The sequence below is a fragment of the Enterobacter cloacae genome, assembly GCF_013375935.1.
GTDB classification, from domain to species: domain Bacteria; phylum Pseudomonadota; class Gammaproteobacteria; order Enterobacterales; family Enterobacteriaceae; genus Enterobacter; species Enterobacter pasteurii.
Window position 1 is genome coordinate 4,536,691 of the sequence record NZ_CP056117.1, and the last position, 17,089, is coordinate 4,553,779.

Below are 17,089 nucleotides of genomic sequence, written 5' to 3' on the forward strand. Positions count from 1 at the left end.
TAGGCGTCATTTTTGGGTGAGCGTGGTGGACACGGTGTAATCAAGTGACCACGACGAGTGCCAGTCCTTACCGGCAAACTTGATATCCCCCCGGTATACCCCGCTCGGGAGATCCGGGTTATCGGCCTGCACATACTTCAGGCTTGCGCAATAGCCCGTGGTTTCCCAGGTGCTACACAAAACCGCCACGTTGAACGGACGAGTGGAACAGTCAGAGCCGCGCTGCGCGCGAATTTTCACGTCACGGGTATTGCCCTGTTCGTCCTTCATCGGCACGACAAGCGTGCTGTAACCTTCTGCGGTCCACACCAGAGACGTCGACCCCTTTGTGCTGCCCGTTGCCACGAACCCCAGCGAAGGGAAGCCAAATATTGCGCCCGTACTGAATGCCCCTGTCGAACCGGTGATGCTCCACATGGCTGAATAGCTGGCAATAAACACCACCGTTTGATCGGTTTTAGCGGCGTTATTGATTGCAGCGCTCACCTTTGCCGTACCGGTATCCGGGCCGCTCAGCTTCACGGTCGCTGCGCCGCTGCCGTTAGTCACGCTGGTTTGCGCTGAAAGCGTATTAAGCGTGGTGCTCCAGCTGACCGTCGCATTTTTAACGGCATTACCGTTTACGTCTTTCACCACCGCGGTGTAGGTAATGCGGTCGGTGTTGACCACCGCGTGGTCAGAACTGGCCTTGAGGCTCTCAACCCTGGCGGTGGTCGCATCGCCAGTGAATGTTACTGGCTCCGCGTTTATCGCCGCCGTTGAACCGACAACTGTTGCGCTAACCGTTGCCGTTCCGGCCGTTGTCGTTGACGCCGTTACAGCCGCCTGACCCGCTTCATTGGTTTTTGTGCTGGCGCTGGCAAGCTTCACGCTGCTGTTATCTACACGCCACGCAACATCCACACCGCTAAGCGGGTTATGGTTGACGTCCTCGACGGTGGCGGTCCAGCGTATGGTCGCGTTCCCGTCAGCCACCGCCTCTTTTTTATCCGCACTGAGGCTCGTAAATTGCGCGGTAGCCGGATTACCGATCACAGAGAGAGCAAGGGTCTGGCCGTTACCGTTAACCATCGCGGTTACGGTGATGTTTCCCGCCTTGCGCGATGAGAAGCGCGTTTCAGCCTGCCCTTGCGCATTGGTCATCGCTGAAGCTGGCGTCAGGATCACGTCGGCGGCATGAGTGCTGCTCCAGCTAACGGCGGCGCCTGGTACAGGGTTCTGATGGCTATCCACCACGGTTGCGGTTAATACTACGGTATCGCTGTCGGCCACGATGCCGGTCGTTTTATCCGCAGTTACGGTAGCTATCTTTGCCGTCGTGTTGTCACCCGTGAAGGTCAGATTCAACACGCTTGATCTGCTGCTGCCTAGCGTTGCCTGAAGAGCATAGTTCCCGGCCGTGTCAGAGCGTAACGTCACGCTCGCCTTACCGGATGCATCCGAAACGCTGGCCGTATCGGATAACGTCGCGCCGGAAGGGCTCACCTTCCAGTCAACCTGCGCCCCGACTACCGGGTTATTATTGGCATCCACAACGGTCGTGCTCACCGTAATACCGTCGGTGCCGTTGGCAACCGCCGTCACGCTGTCGGCGGCCATCTCCGTCAGTTTCGCGGTCGTGAGATCGGCTGTAAAGGTTGCGCTGTCAGCACGAACGGGTGCGCTTTCCGCGGTCCGGGCCGTTATAACCACGCTGCCTGATTTCAGCGAGGTAACCACCAGCGAAGCATTTCCCCGCGCGTCCGTCAGCGTGGTGTTGTCGGCGAGCTTAACGTCATCGTTATCTGCCGACCAGTTAACCGCCACACCCGAAATCGCGTTTCCCTGCAGATCGCGCACCTGTGCCGTCCAGGTAATACCGTCGCTGCCGTTTGCTATAGCCTCTTGTTTATCTGCTGTTACCGCGGTAATGCGCTGGGTGCTGGTATCGGCCACGAACGTCACGGCCTCGGCTTTCACAGCATTTTGCTGGTTCACGTTTGCATAAACCAAGACAACGCCCGTCTTTGCCGACGATAAAGATAATGTGGCGTTACCCGCGCTGTCCGTCACTGAGGTTTTGCTCGCAACCTGAGTCCCATCCTCACGCTTAACGGTCCAGTTGACCGTAACGTTGCCAAGGGGATGATCGCTGCCGTCAGCAACCAGTGCGGTATAGGTTACGCTGTCGCTATTATTCGCCACGACCTTCTGCTTATCGGCAGTTACCGTTTCCACCCGGGCGCTGGCAACATCCGCAATAAATTTCAGAGCTGGTGTCGAGAGCGTGTTTCCCCCCTCCAGCTGCGCGCTTACCACGGTTGAAATCACATCGCGGCTGTTCAGCCGGATGCTGGCCTCCCCGCGTTCGTTGGTGGTGGACTGCTTATCTGACAGCAGAGCCGCTGCATTATCCGCAGACCACATCACGACCTGCCCTGACAGCGGAGCGCCATACTGGTCGACTACGCTTGCGACAATCGAGACCGACGTTACCCCATCTGCTGGCGCACTCAGCGTCGACGGCTCAAGGGTAGCGATCTCAGGATTAACGGAAATCGCCTCCTCAGTAACAGACGCGGTAGCGAGTTTAACCGTTCCGTCGATCAGCGCCTGCACCGTGATGGTCGCCGGCGTGGTGCCGCTGGTGAGCGTCGCCGTGTAAACGCCGCGCGCCGATTCGCGGAACTGGCTTACCTCTGGCGCTACCGCCACGGCAGCAGACGCCACGCTATTTTTTAGCGTAAGCGCTGTACTGATGCGCTCCGCCAGGCCGGTGGCAACTTCTCCTGAGGCGGTTTTCAGCGTCAGCGTTAGCGCAGACTGGCTGGTACCATCCGCCGGAAGCCTGGCGGGTGATGCCGTCAGGCTGGACTGTAAGGCGTTAACGCCCATGCCGTTAACGCTCACCTCCATTCGCGCGGTATTAGAGGTATTGCCGTGTTTGTCGGTGGCGGTAGCGGTTAGCGGATAGACGTTTGAGCCGCTGCTCTGCCAGGCTGGAAGCGTAATTACCGCCTGGGCCGGATCGGCACCCACGGTAATTTTCCCCCCGTGGCGGATCAGACTGTCGCCGCTCCACTCGATGCGCTCGAGCCCGTATTTTGACGTCACTTTTGCCGTGACGGTCTGCCGGGCGTTCTCCTCACCGGCAATGTTTTCGGGCAGCGAGAGCGAAATCAGCTCCTGCTTGCGATAATCAAGAACGATATTGTTATTACGCTCCACCAGCGCCTTGCGTGACCCCATCAGCCTGCGTTGAGCCCCTACCCGATCTGCGTCAAGCTGGGCAGCCAACGGCACGCCAGGCGCCCAGTTCAGGGCAAAGCTTATTTGCGTGTCCGACGCCTCGCCTTTGCCCATTTTTTGGTTTACGCCCAGGGTAATCAGCGGAACGGGCGTGTAGTTCAGACCAACCGTCACCGCGTAAGGATCTTTCTGACGATCGTCTTCATCGTCTCCGAAAAGCCCGACGTGCTCGCCATAGTATTGTTCGTAGATGAGGTTCGCCCCAAGCTGCGGATAGGCTGGAAGATAGCCGGTTGCACGCAGGTCAAAACCGTTCGCCACGCGCTCGTCATAATCCTGATAGCGTGAAGACGACATCCAGTCGCTCAGGCGATAATAGCCATTCGCAGAAAGCCGCAGATAGTCCCAGCCTGCCTCAGCCCCCACGCCCAGCCGCTGATGCTGGTTCGCCGACACCTGACGATCGTAAAAGGCGTTCACGCCCCACATCCAGCTGGAATTAAATTCGCGGTAGCCCAATCCGGCATTAACGATATTTCTGTCATCGTGACGACGCCCGCTCAGTTGGGTAAACACCAGCGAGGACTGTTGCTCATATAAAGGGATAAGCAGATCCAGATCCGCGTCCTGAATGGAAAAATGCTCATCGGTACCAATATTCAGACGCGTGGTACCAAATTGATTTAACCAGGACTCAATTTCCTGCGTGGCGGTATTTGTCGCCTGGGACGTAATTGCGCTTGCGACAGAACGGCCGCTGCCGCTCTCCAGCAGCGACCCCGCCTGCACGGCGGTTTGCGCTACCACCCGCTCGGTGCTTTGCGGCTCAGATACCTTATCCTGAGCGGCGACGGGCGTCGCTCCCAGCGAAAATAACGACGGCGGAAGCAGCTGCAGTGCTATTTGCAACCAGGCTGCACATTTTTTCAGGCTCATTACATTCATCCTTGAATAAAAAAGAGCCATAGTACGTATCAGGACTTAAAGATAAAGTCGGTGCGTTTATTTTAAGAATCCATAAATATAATCATTCACCAAATATATATTTCAGCCTCCTTCCTTTTTATCCCAAATATTCAATCACCGATAAACCCGCATTATAATCCGTGCTGTAAATAATCCCCTGCGCATCCACAAACACGTCGCACGACTGGATCACCTGCGGACGGTTCGGGCGCGTATCCATCATCCTTTCAGGAGCAGCAGGTACCAGCGCCCCCGTTTCTACCGGCCGGTACGGGTTCGAAATGTCGTACGCGCGCACGCCCGCGTTCTGATACGTCGCGAAAATCAGCGTTGAGCTGACGAAGCTCCCCGGCCGGTTTTCGTGCAGGTTATGCGGGCCGAAGTGCGCGCCTTTTGCCACATAGTCACGCTCATCCGGCTGCGGGAAGGTGGAGATGCTCACCGGGTTCGCCGGCTCGCGGATATCAAACAGCCAGATGAGCTTTTCGCCGTCCTGCTGGTTATCCAGCACCGCTTCGTCGAGCACCACCAGCAGGGAGCGGTCCGGCAGCGGCAGCGCGGTGTGCGTCCCGCCGCCAAACGGCGGGCTCCAGCTGCGATGGCTAATCAGCTTCGGCTGCGCGCGGTCTTTCACGTCCAGCAGCGTCAGGCCGCCGTCGCGCCAGCTGCCGTAGGCGGTATCCCCGGCGATGATGGCGTGATGCAGCGCGTAGCGTTTGCCTTCCGGCCAGTCCGGCCGTTCACCTGCGGCCTGGTTCATCCCCGGCAGCCACCAGCGCCCCGCCACTTCGGGCCTGCGCGGATCCGCCAGGTCGATGGTCAGGAAGATGTAATCGGTAAAACCGTCGATCAGCGCCGACACGTACGCCCAGCGCCCGCCGACGTACCAGATACGGTGTATGCCAATGCCGCTCAGCGACAGAAAGCCGATTTCACGCGGCGCGTCCGGCACGGAGATGTCAAATACGCGCAGGCCCGCGCTCCAGCCTTTGTCCTGCACGTCGCTGACGGTCTCCCCCACCTGGCGGGTGTAGTAGACCTTCTCGTCGGCGAAGCGGGCATCGGCAAACAGATCCCGGGCGTTGATGACCAGCAGCAGATCGTCGTGCGCCTGGAGGTGCACGTTCCAGGTACCCGGCGGCGCGGGCACGTAGCCCGCGGGTTTTGGATTTTTTGGGTCGCGCACGTCAACAATCGAAAAGCCCTGCGACACCATATGGCCGATATAGGCGAAACCGCGATGCACCATCAGCTGCACGCCGTCCGGTCGACCGCCCTGGTCGCTATGGCCAATCAGCCGCATATTGCGGCTGTACTCTGGGGGTGGCAGTGTCGTCACCGTTAGCTCCTGTTGGTTTTCCCCCTCTTCCTGTCGGAGAGGGCCAGGATGAGGGCATCAGGCTGCACCTGACGCCACCGGACCTGGTTTATTTATTTTTCGCTTCCAGCGTCGCAAACCACGGCGCAATAAAATCTTCCGTCTGGCCCCAGCCCGGAATGATTTTCCCCAGCGACGCCACGTTCACCGCGCCCGGCTGGGCGGTCAGCAGCGCCTGCGGGATCGCGGCGGCCTTGAAGTCGTAGGTCGCAGGCGTCGCTTCCCCGGCAATCTTGTTGGCAATCAGGCGCACGTTGGTCGCCCCAATCAGCTTCGGATCCACCGCCACGCTCACCTTCCACGGGCTGCCCGGCTCGCGCATCAGCTGCAGATCCTGGTTGGAGATGTCGATGCTGTAGAGCTTAATTTCGGTGCGGCCGTTCTCTTTGAGGGCCTTGTACGCCCCCTGGCTGAAGGCGTCCCAGGTGCCCCAGATAGCGTCGATTTTGCCTTTCGGGTATTTCGCCAGGATCGCACCCACCTTGTTGGCGGTATCGCCCTGCACGTCAGAGGAGACCGCGCCGATGGACTCCAGCTCTTTGATGTCCGGGTACTGTTTTTGCAGCTCCTTATACGCCGCCTGACGGCGCTCCATCGGCGGGAAGCCCGCCACCCACAGCCTGACGATATTGGCCTTGCCGTTGAAATCTTTTGCCAGCTGGCCGAAGGAGAGAGTCGTCAGGGAGGCATCGTCCTGCCGGGTGACGGTTACGCCGGGGATGTCGCCGTTAACCGCGGTATCAAACACGGCGACTTTGATCCCTGCCTCCACCGCCTTCTTCACCAGCGCGGTCGAGTACGGGTCGCGGCCCTGAGAGAGAATAATCCCGTCATACTTCTGGCTGATGGCCTGGTTCACAAAATCCTGGAATTTGGCGTCATCGCCGTTGCTTAAAAAGGTGCTGACCTTAAAGCCAAGCTTCTTCCCTTCCTGAATGGCACCGGCGACAAACTGCGTGGTGTTGTCGTCGGAGCCAAGGTTGCGGATCACCGCGATGCGGATCGGGCCGTCGTGGTTAGCAATGGCCGCCGGCACCGGCGCGGCCGCAAAGCCCGGCAGAGAAGTGAGTAACCCAAGCGCTACCAGAGAGCGTGCAATCTTTTTCATTTTTTATCCCGTTGCGTTGTCAGCGTTTTTGTATGTAGGTAATCGCCAGCGCTACCGCGAGCACCAGCCCTTTTATAATGTCCATGGCGTAATACGGCACGGAGAGCATTACCAGCCCGTTCGACAGCACGCCAAGAATAACCGCCCCGACCAGCGTCCCCAGCGCGTTCGGCTTGCCGGACCCGGCCAGCGAAAAGCCGATCCACGCCGCGGCTACCGCATCCATAAGGTAACCACCGCCCGCATTGACCTGCGACGAACCGATGCGCGAGGCCAGCAGAATGCCGCCCAGCCCCGCCAGCAGCGAGGCAATCACGTAGGCCGTCACCCTGTAGCGCGTGGTGCGAATGCCGGAGAGGCGCGCGGCCTCCGGGTTGCCGCCAATGGCGTACATGCGTCGGCCGTGCGTGGTCAGCGACAGCCCAAGCTGCGCCAGAAGCGTCACCGCCAGCATGATGATGACGATGGTTGGCACCTGCCCCAGCAGGCCAAACGCTGCCGGAATGGTGCCTTCCGCCATGTCGCCGCTCGGCAGCACCATGTTTTCGGTAATCGAGCCGCCGTAGCTGTAGGTCATCGCCACGCCCTGAATGACGAACAGGCTGGCAAGCGTGGCGAGCATGTCCGGGATGCGCAGGATGACGATCAGAAAGGCGTTAAACAGGCCGACCAGCATACAAAGCGCGAGGGTGATCAGGATCGACTCGGTGGTGCCGAAGCCGTGCCAGACGAACAGCGAAATCACCAGCGCGTTCGCCAGCGACGCCGTGGATCCAACGGAGAGATCGAACCCGCCAACGGTCAGCGAAATCGACACGCCGACGGCGATCACCGTCACGATGGCGATCGAGCGCAGAATGTTGATGATGTTGTTCGGGTCGAGGAAGCTGTCCGACGCCAGGCCAAAGATGGCCACCAGCGCGACGACGGTAAGCAGCATGCCCCACCGGTAGAGAAAGTCGAAAAGTTGCTGACGGCCAGATACCGTCGCCGTTACTGAAAGGGCCTTGCTCACGACGCCGTTCCTCCGGTTGAATAAAAAAGTAGTGTCTCTTCCCGGGCTTCGGCTCCGGCGATTTCCGCCACGATGCGCCCGTCCCATAGCACGCAGATGCGATCGCACAGCCCCACCAGCTCGGCAAACTCGCCGGAGGCGTAAATCACCCCTTTGCCTTCCCGCGCCAGGCCGTCGATCAGCTGAAACAGATCGGTTTTGGCCTTTACGTCCACGCCCTTGGTCGGCTCGTCGAAGATCAGCACGCTGGCATCATTGCGCAGCCATTTGCCGATCGCGACCTTCTGCTGGTTGCCGCCGGAAAGCCGACGCAGCACCTGCCCCGGCCCGCGCGTTCGCACGCCGACGCGGGCAATGACCTCTTCCGCCCAGCGCCACGCCTGACGATGGCCGAAGAAACTCCAGCGCGAGAAGCTGTTATCTGCCGTCACGGCCAGGTTCATGCTCACCGGCTCGTCAATAAAGATGCCTTCCTTGCGCCGCTCCTCCGGCACCAGCGCCAGCCCGCGCTGCACAGAGTCGGCCGGATCGCGCGGTTTCCAGGGCTGATGATTCAGCTCGCCGCGCGCCGTGAGGCTTTTGGTGGCGCCAAACAGCGCCTTGCAGAGTTCGGTTTTCCCCGCGCCCGCCAGCCCGGCAATCCCGAGGATTTCGCCCTTGCGCAGGTGCAGGGAGATATCTTTCAGCAGCGCGTCGTCATGCAGCCCCTCCACCCGCAGCAGCGTCTCTTCACCGTGCGCAGGGCGCGCGGGCGGATAGATATCGCTCAGCACGTGGCCGAGCATCTTCTCGACGATCGCTTCGCCGCTGAGGTCCGCCATCGGGCCAGACTCAATCAGCCTGCCGTCGCGCAGCACCGTCAGGGTGTCGCAGATGGCCTTCAGCTCGTGGATGCGGTGAGAAATAAACACCACGCCGATGCCCTGCTGCTTTAAGCGCCTCACCACCGCAAACAGGCGCTCGCTTTCGTGTGCGTCCAGCGGCGCGGTGGGCTCATCAAGAATTAAAAAACGGCAGTGGTGCGACAGCGCCCGCGCCAGCAAAATCTGCTGCTTTTCGGTCAGCGAACAGCCGTCGACGGAACGGCGCACGTCCAGCGCCACGTCGAGCTGCGCCAGCGCCTGCCGCGCCTGCTGGCGAACGGCGCGCCAGCTGTAGCGGTGCCCCGGCTGCGCCAGTTGGTCGAGCATAATATTCTCGGCGATGCTTAACCCCGGGATCAGCGCCACGTCCACCTCCTGCTGCACGAGGTGAATGCCCAGCCGCTTCGCGTCAAGCGGTTCACGCACGCTTACCGGCTGGTTGTTGATGCAGATTTCGCCTTCGTAATGACCGTGCGTTCCGCACAGCACCGCCATCAGCGTCGATTTCCCCGCGCCGTTGGCGCCGGTCAGCGCATGCACCGATCCGCCGTTCAGGGTAAAGTCCACGCGCGACAGCGCCTGAAAGCCGGAAAAGGCCAGGCTGATACCGCGCATCTCAAGGCGACTGGAAACCATCCGCGTAAATCCTTCATTACTCTTCTGAACTCTTCTGATTTATCGAATTTTTCACAGCTCCGGTTGACTGACAACGACGGAAAAGGCATAAGATAAAGCGAAATATTATTAGCCATCCGGATGTCCAGACATAACATCGGGTTAGCGCTTGCTAAAAAAGGACAACACCATGAGCAACACCGATATCCGCGTCGTACCCGGCCCGGCGAACTACTTCTCGCACCCTGGAAGCCTTGCGCGTCTGAATGACTTTTTTACCCCAGAGCAGCTTTCCCGCGCGGTGTGGATCTACGGCGAGCGGGCCATCGAAGGCGCGCGCCCTTTTCTGCCGGAGAGCTTTAGCACGCCGGGAGCAAAGCACCTGCTGTTTAAGGGCCACTGCAGCGAGCGCGACGTCACCCGTCTGGTGAACGACGCCGGCAGCGATACCCGCGTGGCGATCGGCATCGGCGGCGGTGCGGTAATGGATACCGTTAAGGCCGTGGCGCGTCGTTTAGGGGTGCCGTTCGTTGGCATTCCCACGATTGCCGCTACCTGTGCGGCGTGGACGCCGCTCTCCGTCTGGTACAACGATGCCGGTCAGGCGCTGCAGTTCGAGATTTTTGACGACGCCAACTTCCTGGTGCTGGTGGAGCCGCAGATCATCCTTAACGCTCCGGCGGAGTACCTGCTGGCGGGGATCGGCGATACGCTGGCGAAATGGTATGAGGCGGTCGTACTCGCGCCGCAGCCTGAAAACCTGCCGCTGACCGTGCGTCTTGGCCTCAACGGCGCGCTGGCGATCCGCGACGTGCTGCTGGAGCGCAGCGAAGAGGTGCTGGCCGACCAGCAGCGCGGCGACCAGACGCAGGCGTTTCGGGACGTGGTGGACGCCGTTATCGCCGGTGGCGGTATGGTCGGCGGTCTGGGCGAACGCTATACCCGCGTGGCGGCGGCACATGCGGTGCACAACGGCTTAACCGTGCTGCCGCAGACGGAAAAATACCTCCACGGCACGAAGGTGGCCTACGGCATTCTGGTGCAGAGCGCCCTGCTCGGCCAGGACGACGTGCTGGGCCAGCTGGTAGCGGCCTATCAGCGCTTTAACCTGCCGACCACGCTTCGCGCGCTGGAGGTCGATATCCATAACCGCGACGAACTGGACAAGGTCATTGCCCACACCCTGCGCCCGGTGGAGTCGATTCACTATTTACCGGTTACGCTCACGCCAGACGTTCTGCGCGCCGCGTTTGAAAAGGTGGAATCCTTCAGCCGTTAATCGCGCCGACGGGCTATACCTAATGATGATTCTCACCACTCTCGTAACGAGGTCATCATGCAGATCGATTTATCAGGTAAGAAAGCGCTGGTTACCGGCGCCAGCCGGGGATTGGGCCGTGCTATCGCGCTGTCGCTGGCGCGCGCCGGTGCCGATGTGGTTATCACCTATGAAAAGTCCGTCGATAAAGCCCAGGCGGTCGCCGATGAGATAAAAGCGCTGGGGCGGCACGGCGAGGCCATTCAGGCTGACAGCGCCAGCGCGCAGGCGATTCAGGACGCCGTCACCCAGGCGGCACGCTCCCTCGGCGGGCTGGATATTCTGGTCAATAACGCCGGGATTGCGCGCGGTGGCCCGCTGGAGTCCATGACGCTGGCGGACATCGACGCGCTTATCAACGTCAACATTCGCGGCGTGGTGATTGCCATTCAGGAAGCGCTGGTGCACATGTCCGACGGCGGGCGCATCATCAATATCGGCAGCTGTCTGGCAAACCGCGTGGCGCAGCCCGGCATTGCCGTTTACTCCATGACCAAATCTGCTCTGAACTCCCTCACCCGCGGCCTGGCGCGCGATTTAGGCCCGCGCGGCATCACCGTTAACCTTGTTCATCCGGGACCGACAAACAGCGACATGAACCCGGAGGACGGGGAGCAGGCGGAAGCCCAGCGCCGGATGATTGCCGTCGGTCACTACGGCCAGCCGGAAGACATCGCGGCGGCGGTCACCTTCCTCGCCAGCCCGGCCGCCGGACAGATCTCCGGTACGGGGCTGGACGTGGACGGCGGTTTGAACGCCTGATCGCAGATTTTCTGTAAGCCTCTGTCGCCCGGCAGAGGCATTTTCGAGCCGCCCCGACGGTTTGCGTTTTGCCCCTTTTTTCCGCTTTTTGTCCGGTCTACAGTCCCCCATAAGAAATTCGGAATTTATCTAATAGTCTTATTATTTCCTTATGTTTTGTGTGGGCGTACAGTGGAGGTACGGATGAAGATTGTCTGGTCAAAAACGGCAGAGAAACAATTTTCTAAAATCGATAAGCGGTATCAAAACCGCATTAAATTCAGGCTGGAGAAGATGGACGATAAAGCTTCACCTGTATCGGATATCAAGAAATTATCTTTTCCCGAAAACCACTACAGGCTGCGTTTAGGTGATTACAGGGTCATCTACACCTTTGGGGATCCGCCGGGCGATACCTGCTACGTAGTGGCAGTAAAACGCCGAACAACTACCACCTACCTTCATGAGGAACATACGGAATATGGCTATTCAGTTCATAAAGGATGAAGAAGGAAAAAACCAGTATGTCGTCATTCCTTACGGTGAATACTTTCGTATGCGCTTAGCCATGCTGGAGTACGACGACGACGATGAAAACGACTGGGAGGATATTCCTTATGAGTCAGACATCTACGACAACGTAGGCCTACCGGGAGAGGTCTGCAACGTAATGCACAGCCAGAACGTCAGCCTGCAGGCCGCATGGCGCATCCTGCGCGGCATGTCGCAGCAGGAGGTGGCGGAGAAACTTGGCATCAGCCAGTCCGCCGTATCACAGCTGGAAGCGCTGGACTCCCGTCCGCAAAAGCGCACCCGTGAAAAGCTGGCGGCGATTTACGGCTGTAAGCAGGAGCAGATCAGCCTCTATTTACCGAAAGAGGGCTAACAGCACTTCGCCCCGCCCTTACCGCCGTAGCGGGCGTCCTGACGGTCGCGGAAAAATGCTTCGTACGTCATTGGCGTCTGGTCCGGATGGTTGACGCGCATATGCTCAACGTAGTTATCGTAGTCCGGCACGCCAATCATCATTTTGGCGGCCTGGCCCAGGTACTTACCTGCTTTGGAAAGGGTGTCGAACATAGGTCATTTCTCTTTTTTTTTCCCCTCACCCCGGCCCATACACCCCAAAGGGAGAGGGGGTTCTAAGTTCCCTCTCCCCTATGGGGAGAGGGTTAGGGTGAGGGGTATATCTGGTAAATTAATGCGCCCCTTTAGCCTGGCTCACAATCTCGTCCAGGTTTTCAGGCATCGGCTCATACGGTGTCTCTTTCGCCGTCGGCTTGTCGACTTTCAGCGCCGCCAGCGCGGTTTTGAGAGAATACAATGCCAGCACCACAACCACCACCATAAAGAAGATGGTCAGCCCGGCATCCAGACGGTTGTTAAACACCAGCTGCGACAGCTGCGACTCCGTATACTGCGGCGGGATCGCGCCGCTGTCGATCATCGCCTGGAACTTGTTAGCAATCGCCAGGAAGCCCACCTTGTTGTCCGGGCTGAAGGCTTTCTGCCAGCCCGCCGTCAGGGTACAGATCAGCAGCCACGCGGTAGGCACCAGCGCCACCCACGCGTAACGCTGGCGCTTCATCTTGAATAGCACCACCGCGCAGAGCATCAGCGCCATGCCCGCCAGCATCTGGTTGGCGATACCGAACAGCGGCCAGAGGGTGTTAATCCCGCCCAGCGGATCCACCACCCCCTGATGCAGGAAGTAGCCCCACGCCAGCACGCACAGCGCCGTCGCCAGCAGGTTAGCCGGAAGCGAATCGGTGCGCTTCAGGTTCGGAGAGATCACCCCCAGCAGGTCCTGGAGCATAAAGCGCGCCGCTCGGGTACCCGCATCCACCGCCGTCAGGATAAACAGCGCTTCAAACAGAATGGCGAAGTGATACCAGAACGACACGTCCATCAGCCCGCCCAGCGCGCCGTGGAGAATGTAGGCCATGCCCACCGCAAGCGTAGGCGCCCCGCCTGCGCGGGAGATAATCGACTGCTCGCCCACCTCGTTAGCGATATGCGTCAGCGTTTCAGGGGTAATCGCAAAGCCCCAGCCGCTCACCACCTGTGCGGCAGAGGCAACCACGTCAACGGTTCCGGCCGGAGCCAGCACCGCCATCGGGCTGTTCATTGCGAAGTAAACGCCCGGATCGATAATGCAGGCGGAGACCAGCGCCATGATCGCCACGAAGGACTCCATCAGCATGCCGCCGTAGCCGATCAGGCAGGCCTGATTTTCATTCGCCAGCATCTTCGGCGTAGTGCCCGAGGCAATCAGCGCGTGGAAGCCGGAGACCGCGCCGCAGGCGATGGTGATAAACAGGAACGGGAACAGGTTGCCGGTCCAGACCGGGCCGGTGCCGTCGATGAACTTAGTCAGCGCAGGCATGGTCAGGGTCGGGCGCATAATCAGAATGCCGATCGCCAGCCCGACGATGGTACCGATTTTCAGGAACGTTGAGAGATAGTCGCGCGGGGCCAGCAGCAGCCACACCGGCAGCACCGCCGCCACGAAGCCGTAGCCCACCAGCATCCATGTCAGCTGTACGCCGGTGAAGTCGAAGAACGGTGCCCAGGTCGGGCTTTCCGCTACCCAGCCGCCGGAGATAATGGCGAACACGAGGAACACCAGGCCAATCACCGACACTTCACCAATGCGCCCCGGGCGCAGGTAGCGGATGTAGATCCCCATAAACAACGCCAGCGGAATGGTGAAGGCTACGGTATACGTCCCCCACGGGCTGTGGGTTAGCGCCTTCACCACGATCATCGCCAGCACCGCAAGGATGATCACCATGATCATAAAGGTGGCCACCAGCGCAATCACCCCGGCGGTTGCGCCCATCTCCTCTTTCACCAGCTCACCCAGAGAACGGCCGTCGCGGCGGGTGGAGACGAACAGCACCATAAAGTCCTGCACCGCGCCCGCCAGCACCACGCCCGCGAGGATCCAGATCATTCCCGGCAGGTAGCCCATCTGCGCCGCCAGCACCGGCCCCACCAGCGGGCCCGCTCCGGCGATGGCCGCGAAGTGGTGACCGAACAGCACCTTTTTATCGGTCGGCACGTAGTCCAGCCCGTCGTTATGGCGCACGGCTGGGGTCATGCGCGTGCCGTCAACGGCCAGCACGGTGTTGGCGATATAGCGGCCATAAAAACGATACGCAATCAGATAAATGCAGACGGAGGCGACGACGATCCAGAGCGCATTGATCTGCTCCCCCCGGTTGAGGGCGATATAGCCCAGGGCAAAGGCTCCCACAACGGAGAGCACCGCCCATGTAAGGTATTTCCCTGAGTTATTCATAGCTGTTGTCCGGTGTTGTGAAACGGTGAGATGTTACATTTTGTTTCTAGAACAACGGATAAGATTTAACAACTTTGAAACGCAATAATGCGTGGTCAAACCAGAGATTTACACCACAGTGTTAAGCCGATCACTTTCGTGACGTCCTCGGTCACACTTTTGCCTTTTTCGTCCAGGCACCGTCTTACGGAATGATTTGTATCATTTTTTTTGGTCATAACCTCGCCAGAATGATCCTGCGCAATCGCGTGCATACAAGTAAAAGGATATGAACAGTTCAGTACCTCAGGATAGTAAGGTCGGGCCCGGCGCGTACTTCGCGCTGGCGTTTGCAGCCGTTTTCTTCTCCGGCCTTCTGGGCGGCAAAGAGTGGTATGGCGTCTTTGATTTCACCACCCTCAACGGCGCGTTTGGCAAAGTGGTCAGTAAAGCCAGCCTGGACGACGGCACGCTAACGACGTCCAGCAGCGCCTTTCGCGGCGTCGGCGGCAGCGGCGCGATGGACGGATTTCTCTTCGCGCTTGGTTTAATTCCGGCGGTCATGTTTGCGCTGGGGACGATCAACGTGCTGGAGCACTACGGCGCGCTCCGTGCCGCCCGCAGACTCTTAACCCCTCTGCTGCGCCCGCTGCTGGGTATTCCCGGTACCGCCGGGCTGGCGCTGATTGGCAGCCTGCAAAGCACCGACGTGGGCGCGTCCCTCACCCGAAACCTGTCTGATGAAGGGCAAATCAGCGAAAAAGAGAAAGACGTCTTCGCTATGTTCCAGTTCTCTGCCGGGGCGATGATCACCAACTTTTTCTCATCGGGTGCAATCCTCTTTACGCTGGTGGCCGCAGACGGCACGGCAGCGGTTCCCACGTCCATCGGCGCCTGCATTGCCGTCATGTTCATCATGAAAATCGTGGGCGCAAATCTGCTCCGACTGTTCCTGTCCTTCACCGGTAAAGGAGACGCCGCATGAGTGCCCCACAGTCTAATCCCGTCATTACCGATGTGTTTATCGAAGGCGCGCGCAAAGGCTGGGGCATCGCCACCAGCAGCACCCTGCCCAACGTGGTGATGGCGTTTATCATCATCAAGGCGCTGGAAATTACCGGAGCCCTGAAAGGGCTGGGCCTGGTCTTCGCCCCGCTGATGGGGCTGTTTGGCCTGCCGGGTGAGGCCGCCGCCGTGCTGATTGGCGGCTGGATGTCGATGGGCGGCGGGATCGGCGTTGCCATCGGCCTGTTTGATAAGGGCATTCTTACCGGCGAGCACCTGGCTATCCTGGCGCCCGCTATCTACCTGATGGGCTCGCAGGTGCAGTACCTGGGCCGCATTCTGGGCGTGATCGGCACGCGCGCCAAACGTATTCCGCTGATGATCGCCATCTCGGCGATCAACGCTTTCTTAGCCATGCTGCTGATGCGCATTATTCTCTGAACAGGACGTGAATATGAAACTTGATGATTATATTACAGAGCTGAAGACCCTTGTGAACGTGGACTGCGGTACCCAGACCCTTGCGGGTGTCGCAACCGTGGCGGACATCATGCAGCAGCTGTGGCAGCGCGAAGGCTGGCATACCGAACGGGTAGATCTTGGCGAAAAGGTTGGTCCCGGCGTGTTTGTCAGCAACAAACCTCAGGCTGAACGGTTTGACGTGCTGCTGGTGGGGCATCTGGATACCGTGTTTGCCCCCGGCACCGTCGCCGGGCGCCCGATGAGCGAAGACGATACCCGGCTGTACGGCCCCGGCGTCTCGGATATGAAGAGCGGACTTCTGAATATACTGTGGGCGATGCGCGAGCTTGATGCCGCAGACAAAGATCGGCTGGCTATTGCCGTGGCGATGAACCCGGATGAAGAGACCGGCTCGGTCTACTCCCACGAATGGATCGGCGAGCTGGCTAAACGTTCCCGCTGCGTGCTGGTATGCGAAGCCGCCAGAGCGGACGGCTCGCTGGTGAAAGCGCGTAAGGGGATGGCGGGCTATCACCTGACGTTCAGCGGCGTGGCGGCGCACGCGGGTAACGATCCGGAGAAAGGCCGCTCGGCGATTACCGCGCTGGCAAACAGCGTTATCGCCATTAATGCGCTAACCGACTGGGATCGCGGCACCACGCTCAACATCGGGGTGATTCACGGCGGCAGCGCGGCCAACGTGGTGGCGGATAACGCCGTAGCCGAACTTGACGTGCGCTTCTGGGAAAACGACGAGTACAACCGGGTGAATCAGGCGCTGGAGGCGTTATGTGAAAAAGGCTTTTCAGACGGCGTGACCACCACGCTGACGCGGGTTAACCATAAACCGGCGATGGCCGCGAGTGAAGACACTCAGGCGCTGATGCGTCTGGTTGAAGCGGCCGGAAAGGAGGAAGGTATCACCATTACCTGGCAGGCGGTCGGCGGTGGCAGCGATGCCAACCACACCGCCGCGCTCGGCATCCCAACGCTTGACGGCTTCGGCCCGATTGGCGCCGGGTTCCACAGCACCGCGGAATGGCTGGATAAAGCGTCCATTGCGCCGCGAATTCGGTTACTGAAGCGGGTCGTTTCGATGCTCTAAGG

At 59.7% G+C, this 17,089-nt stretch carries 14 protein-coding genes; 7 read left to right on the forward strand and 7 right to left on the reverse strand.

The window, feature by feature from the left end:
- Positions 1-6 precede the first annotated feature (6 nt).
- The 5 genes from HWQ14_RS21350 to HWQ14_RS21370 form a co-directional block, all read right to left on the reverse strand.
- Complete coding sequence (locus tag HWQ14_RS21350; protein WP_176610913.1) at positions 7-4,164, reverse strand: Ig-like domain-containing protein; 4,158 nt, start codon at positions 4,162-4,164, stop codon at positions 7-9.
- Positions 4,165-4,291: 127 nt separating this feature from the next.
- Positions 4,292-5,533, reverse strand: a complete 1,242-nt coding sequence (locus HWQ14_RS21355) for an LVIVD repeat-containing protein (RefSeq protein WP_176610914.1) — start codon at positions 5,531-5,533, stop codon at positions 4,292-4,294.
- An 88-nt stretch (positions 5,534-5,621) separates the two neighbouring features.
- A complete protein-coding gene (locus HWQ14_RS21360) occupies positions 5,622-6,680 on the reverse strand; it encodes a sugar ABC transporter substrate-binding protein (RefSeq protein ID WP_176610915.1) in 1,059 nt (352 codons plus the stop codon).
- A gap of 19 nt (positions 6,681-6,699) precedes the next feature.
- Complete coding sequence (locus HWQ14_RS21365; protein ID WP_148419261.1) at positions 6,700-7,695, reverse strand: ABC transporter permease; 996 nt, start codon at positions 7,693-7,695, stop codon at positions 6,700-6,702.
- On the reverse strand, positions 7,692-9,194 hold the full coding sequence (locus tag HWQ14_RS21370) for a sugar ABC transporter ATP-binding protein (RefSeq protein WP_176610916.1): 1,503 nt from the start codon (positions 9,192-9,194) through the stop codon (positions 7,692-7,694). Before HWQ14_RS21370 ends, HWQ14_RS21365 begins: the two co-directional genes overlap by 4 nt.
- Positions 9,195-9,363: 169 nt before the next feature.
- Between HWQ14_RS21370 and HWQ14_RS21375 the strand changes: the two genes are divergently transcribed.
- The 4 genes from HWQ14_RS21375 to HWQ14_RS21390 all read left to right on the forward strand — a co-directional run bounded on the left by HWQ14_RS21375 (position 9,364) and on the right by HWQ14_RS21390 (position 12,118).
- Positions 9,364-10,452 carry an oxidoreductase gene (locus tag HWQ14_RS21375; protein WP_176610917.1) on the forward strand — a complete coding sequence of 363 codons (1,089 nt, stop codon included), beginning with the start codon at positions 9,364-9,366 and terminating at the stop codon, positions 10,450-10,452.
- A gap of 57 nt (positions 10,453-10,509) precedes the next feature.
- Positions 10,510-11,253: an SDR family NAD(P)-dependent oxidoreductase gene (locus HWQ14_RS21380; protein ID WP_176610918.1), complete on the forward strand. Its 744-nt coding sequence runs from the start codon at positions 10,510-10,512 to the stop codon at positions 11,251-11,253.
- Between the two features lie 183 nt (positions 11,254-11,436).
- Complete coding sequence (locus HWQ14_RS21385; RefSeq protein ID WP_176610919.1) at positions 11,437-11,739, forward strand: type II toxin-antitoxin system RelE family toxin; 303 nt, start codon at positions 11,437-11,439, stop codon at positions 11,737-11,739.
- Positions 11,714-12,118 (forward strand): helix-turn-helix domain-containing protein, encoded by a 405-nt coding sequence (locus tag HWQ14_RS21390; RefSeq protein ID WP_176610920.1) that lies wholly within the window; start codon positions 11,714-11,716, stop codon positions 12,116-12,118. Before HWQ14_RS21385 ends, HWQ14_RS21390 begins: the two co-directional genes overlap by 26 nt.
- Here HWQ14_RS21390 and HWQ14_RS21395 read toward each other — a convergent pair.
- On the reverse strand, positions 12,115-12,312 hold the full coding sequence (locus HWQ14_RS21395) for a YbdD/YjiX family protein (protein ID WP_014169079.1): 198 nt from the start codon (positions 12,310-12,312) through the stop codon (positions 12,115-12,117). The two genes, HWQ14_RS21390 and HWQ14_RS21395, sit on opposite strands and share 4 nt — an antisense overlap.
- Positions 12,313-12,430: 118 nt before the next feature.
- Positions 12,431-14,536: a pyruvate/proton symporter CstA gene (gene cstA / locus HWQ14_RS21400; protein ID WP_148419273.1), complete on the reverse strand. Its 2,106-nt coding sequence runs from the start codon at positions 14,534-14,536 to the stop codon at positions 12,431-12,433.
- Between the two features lie 268 nt (positions 14,537-14,804).
- Here cstA and HWQ14_RS21405 point away from each other — a divergent pair, with 268 nt between their 5' ends.
- From HWQ14_RS21405 to HWQ14_RS21415, 3 genes are read left to right on the forward strand one after another with little or no spacing between them, the layout of a single operon-like run.
- Positions 14,805-15,500, forward strand: a complete 696-nt coding sequence (locus HWQ14_RS21405; RefSeq protein WP_176610921.1) for a nucleoside recognition domain-containing protein — start codon at positions 14,805-14,807, stop codon at positions 15,498-15,500.
- The gene (locus HWQ14_RS21410; RefSeq protein WP_148419277.1) at positions 15,497-15,961 is read left to right on the forward strand and encodes a YjiG family protein; all 465 of its coding nucleotides are present in this window, start codon (positions 15,497-15,499) and stop codon (positions 15,959-15,961) included. The genes HWQ14_RS21405 and HWQ14_RS21410 overlap by 4 nt, the downstream gene beginning before the upstream one ends.
- Before the next feature lie 13 nt (positions 15,962-15,974).
- Positions 15,975-17,087: a M20 family metallopeptidase gene (locus HWQ14_RS21415; RefSeq protein WP_176610922.1), complete on the forward strand. Its 1,113-nt coding sequence runs from the start codon at positions 15,975-15,977 to the stop codon at positions 17,085-17,087.
- Positions 17,088-17,089 lie beyond the last annotated feature (2 nt).

What these genes read in the sequence shown, in the direction of transcription:
- HWQ14_RS21350 (WP_176610913.1), bottom strand. Translation starts at nt 4,164, where the DNA reads ATGAGCCTGAAAAAATGTGCAGCCTGGTTGCAAATAGCACTGCAGCTG.
- HWQ14_RS21360 (WP_176610915.1), bottom strand. Translation starts at nt 6,680, where the DNA reads ATGAAAAAGATTGCACGCTCTCTGGTAGCGCTTGGGTTACTCACTTCT.
- HWQ14_RS21370 (WP_176610916.1), bottom strand. Translation starts at nt 9,194, where the DNA reads ATGGTTTCCAGTCGCCTTGAGATGCGCGGTATCAGCCTGGCCTTTTCC.
- HWQ14_RS21375 (WP_176610917.1), top strand. Translation starts at nt 9,364, where the DNA reads ATGAGCAACACCGATATCCGCGTCGTACCCGGCCCGGCGAACTACTTC.
- HWQ14_RS21380 (WP_176610918.1), top strand. Translation starts at nt 10,510, where the DNA reads ATGCAGATCGATTTATCAGGTAAGAAAGCGCTGGTTACCGGCGCCAGC.
- HWQ14_RS21385 (WP_176610919.1), top strand. Translation starts at nt 11,437, where the DNA reads ATGAAGATTGTCTGGTCAAAAACGGCAGAGAAACAATTTTCTAAAATC.
- HWQ14_RS21390 (WP_176610920.1), top strand. Translation starts at nt 11,714, where the DNA reads ATGGCTATTCAGTTCATAAAGGATGAAGAAGGAAAAAACCAGTATGTC.
- HWQ14_RS21395 (WP_014169079.1), bottom strand. Translation starts at nt 12,312, where the DNA reads ATGTTCGACACCCTTTCCAAAGCAGGTAAGTACCTGGGCCAGGCCGCC.
- cstA (WP_148419273.1), bottom strand. Translation starts at nt 14,536, where the DNA reads ATGAATAACTCAGGGAAATACCTTACATGGGCGGTGCTCTCCGTTGTG.
- HWQ14_RS21405 (WP_176610921.1), top strand. Translation starts at nt 14,805, where the DNA reads ATGAACAGTTCAGTACCTCAGGATAGTAAGGTCGGGCCCGGCGCGTAC.
- HWQ14_RS21410 (WP_148419277.1), top strand. Translation starts at nt 15,497, where the DNA reads ATGAGTGCCCCACAGTCTAATCCCGTCATTACCGATGTGTTTATCGAA.
- HWQ14_RS21415 (WP_176610922.1), top strand. Translation starts at nt 15,975, where the DNA reads ATGAAACTTGATGATTATATTACAGAGCTGAAGACCCTTGTGAACGTG.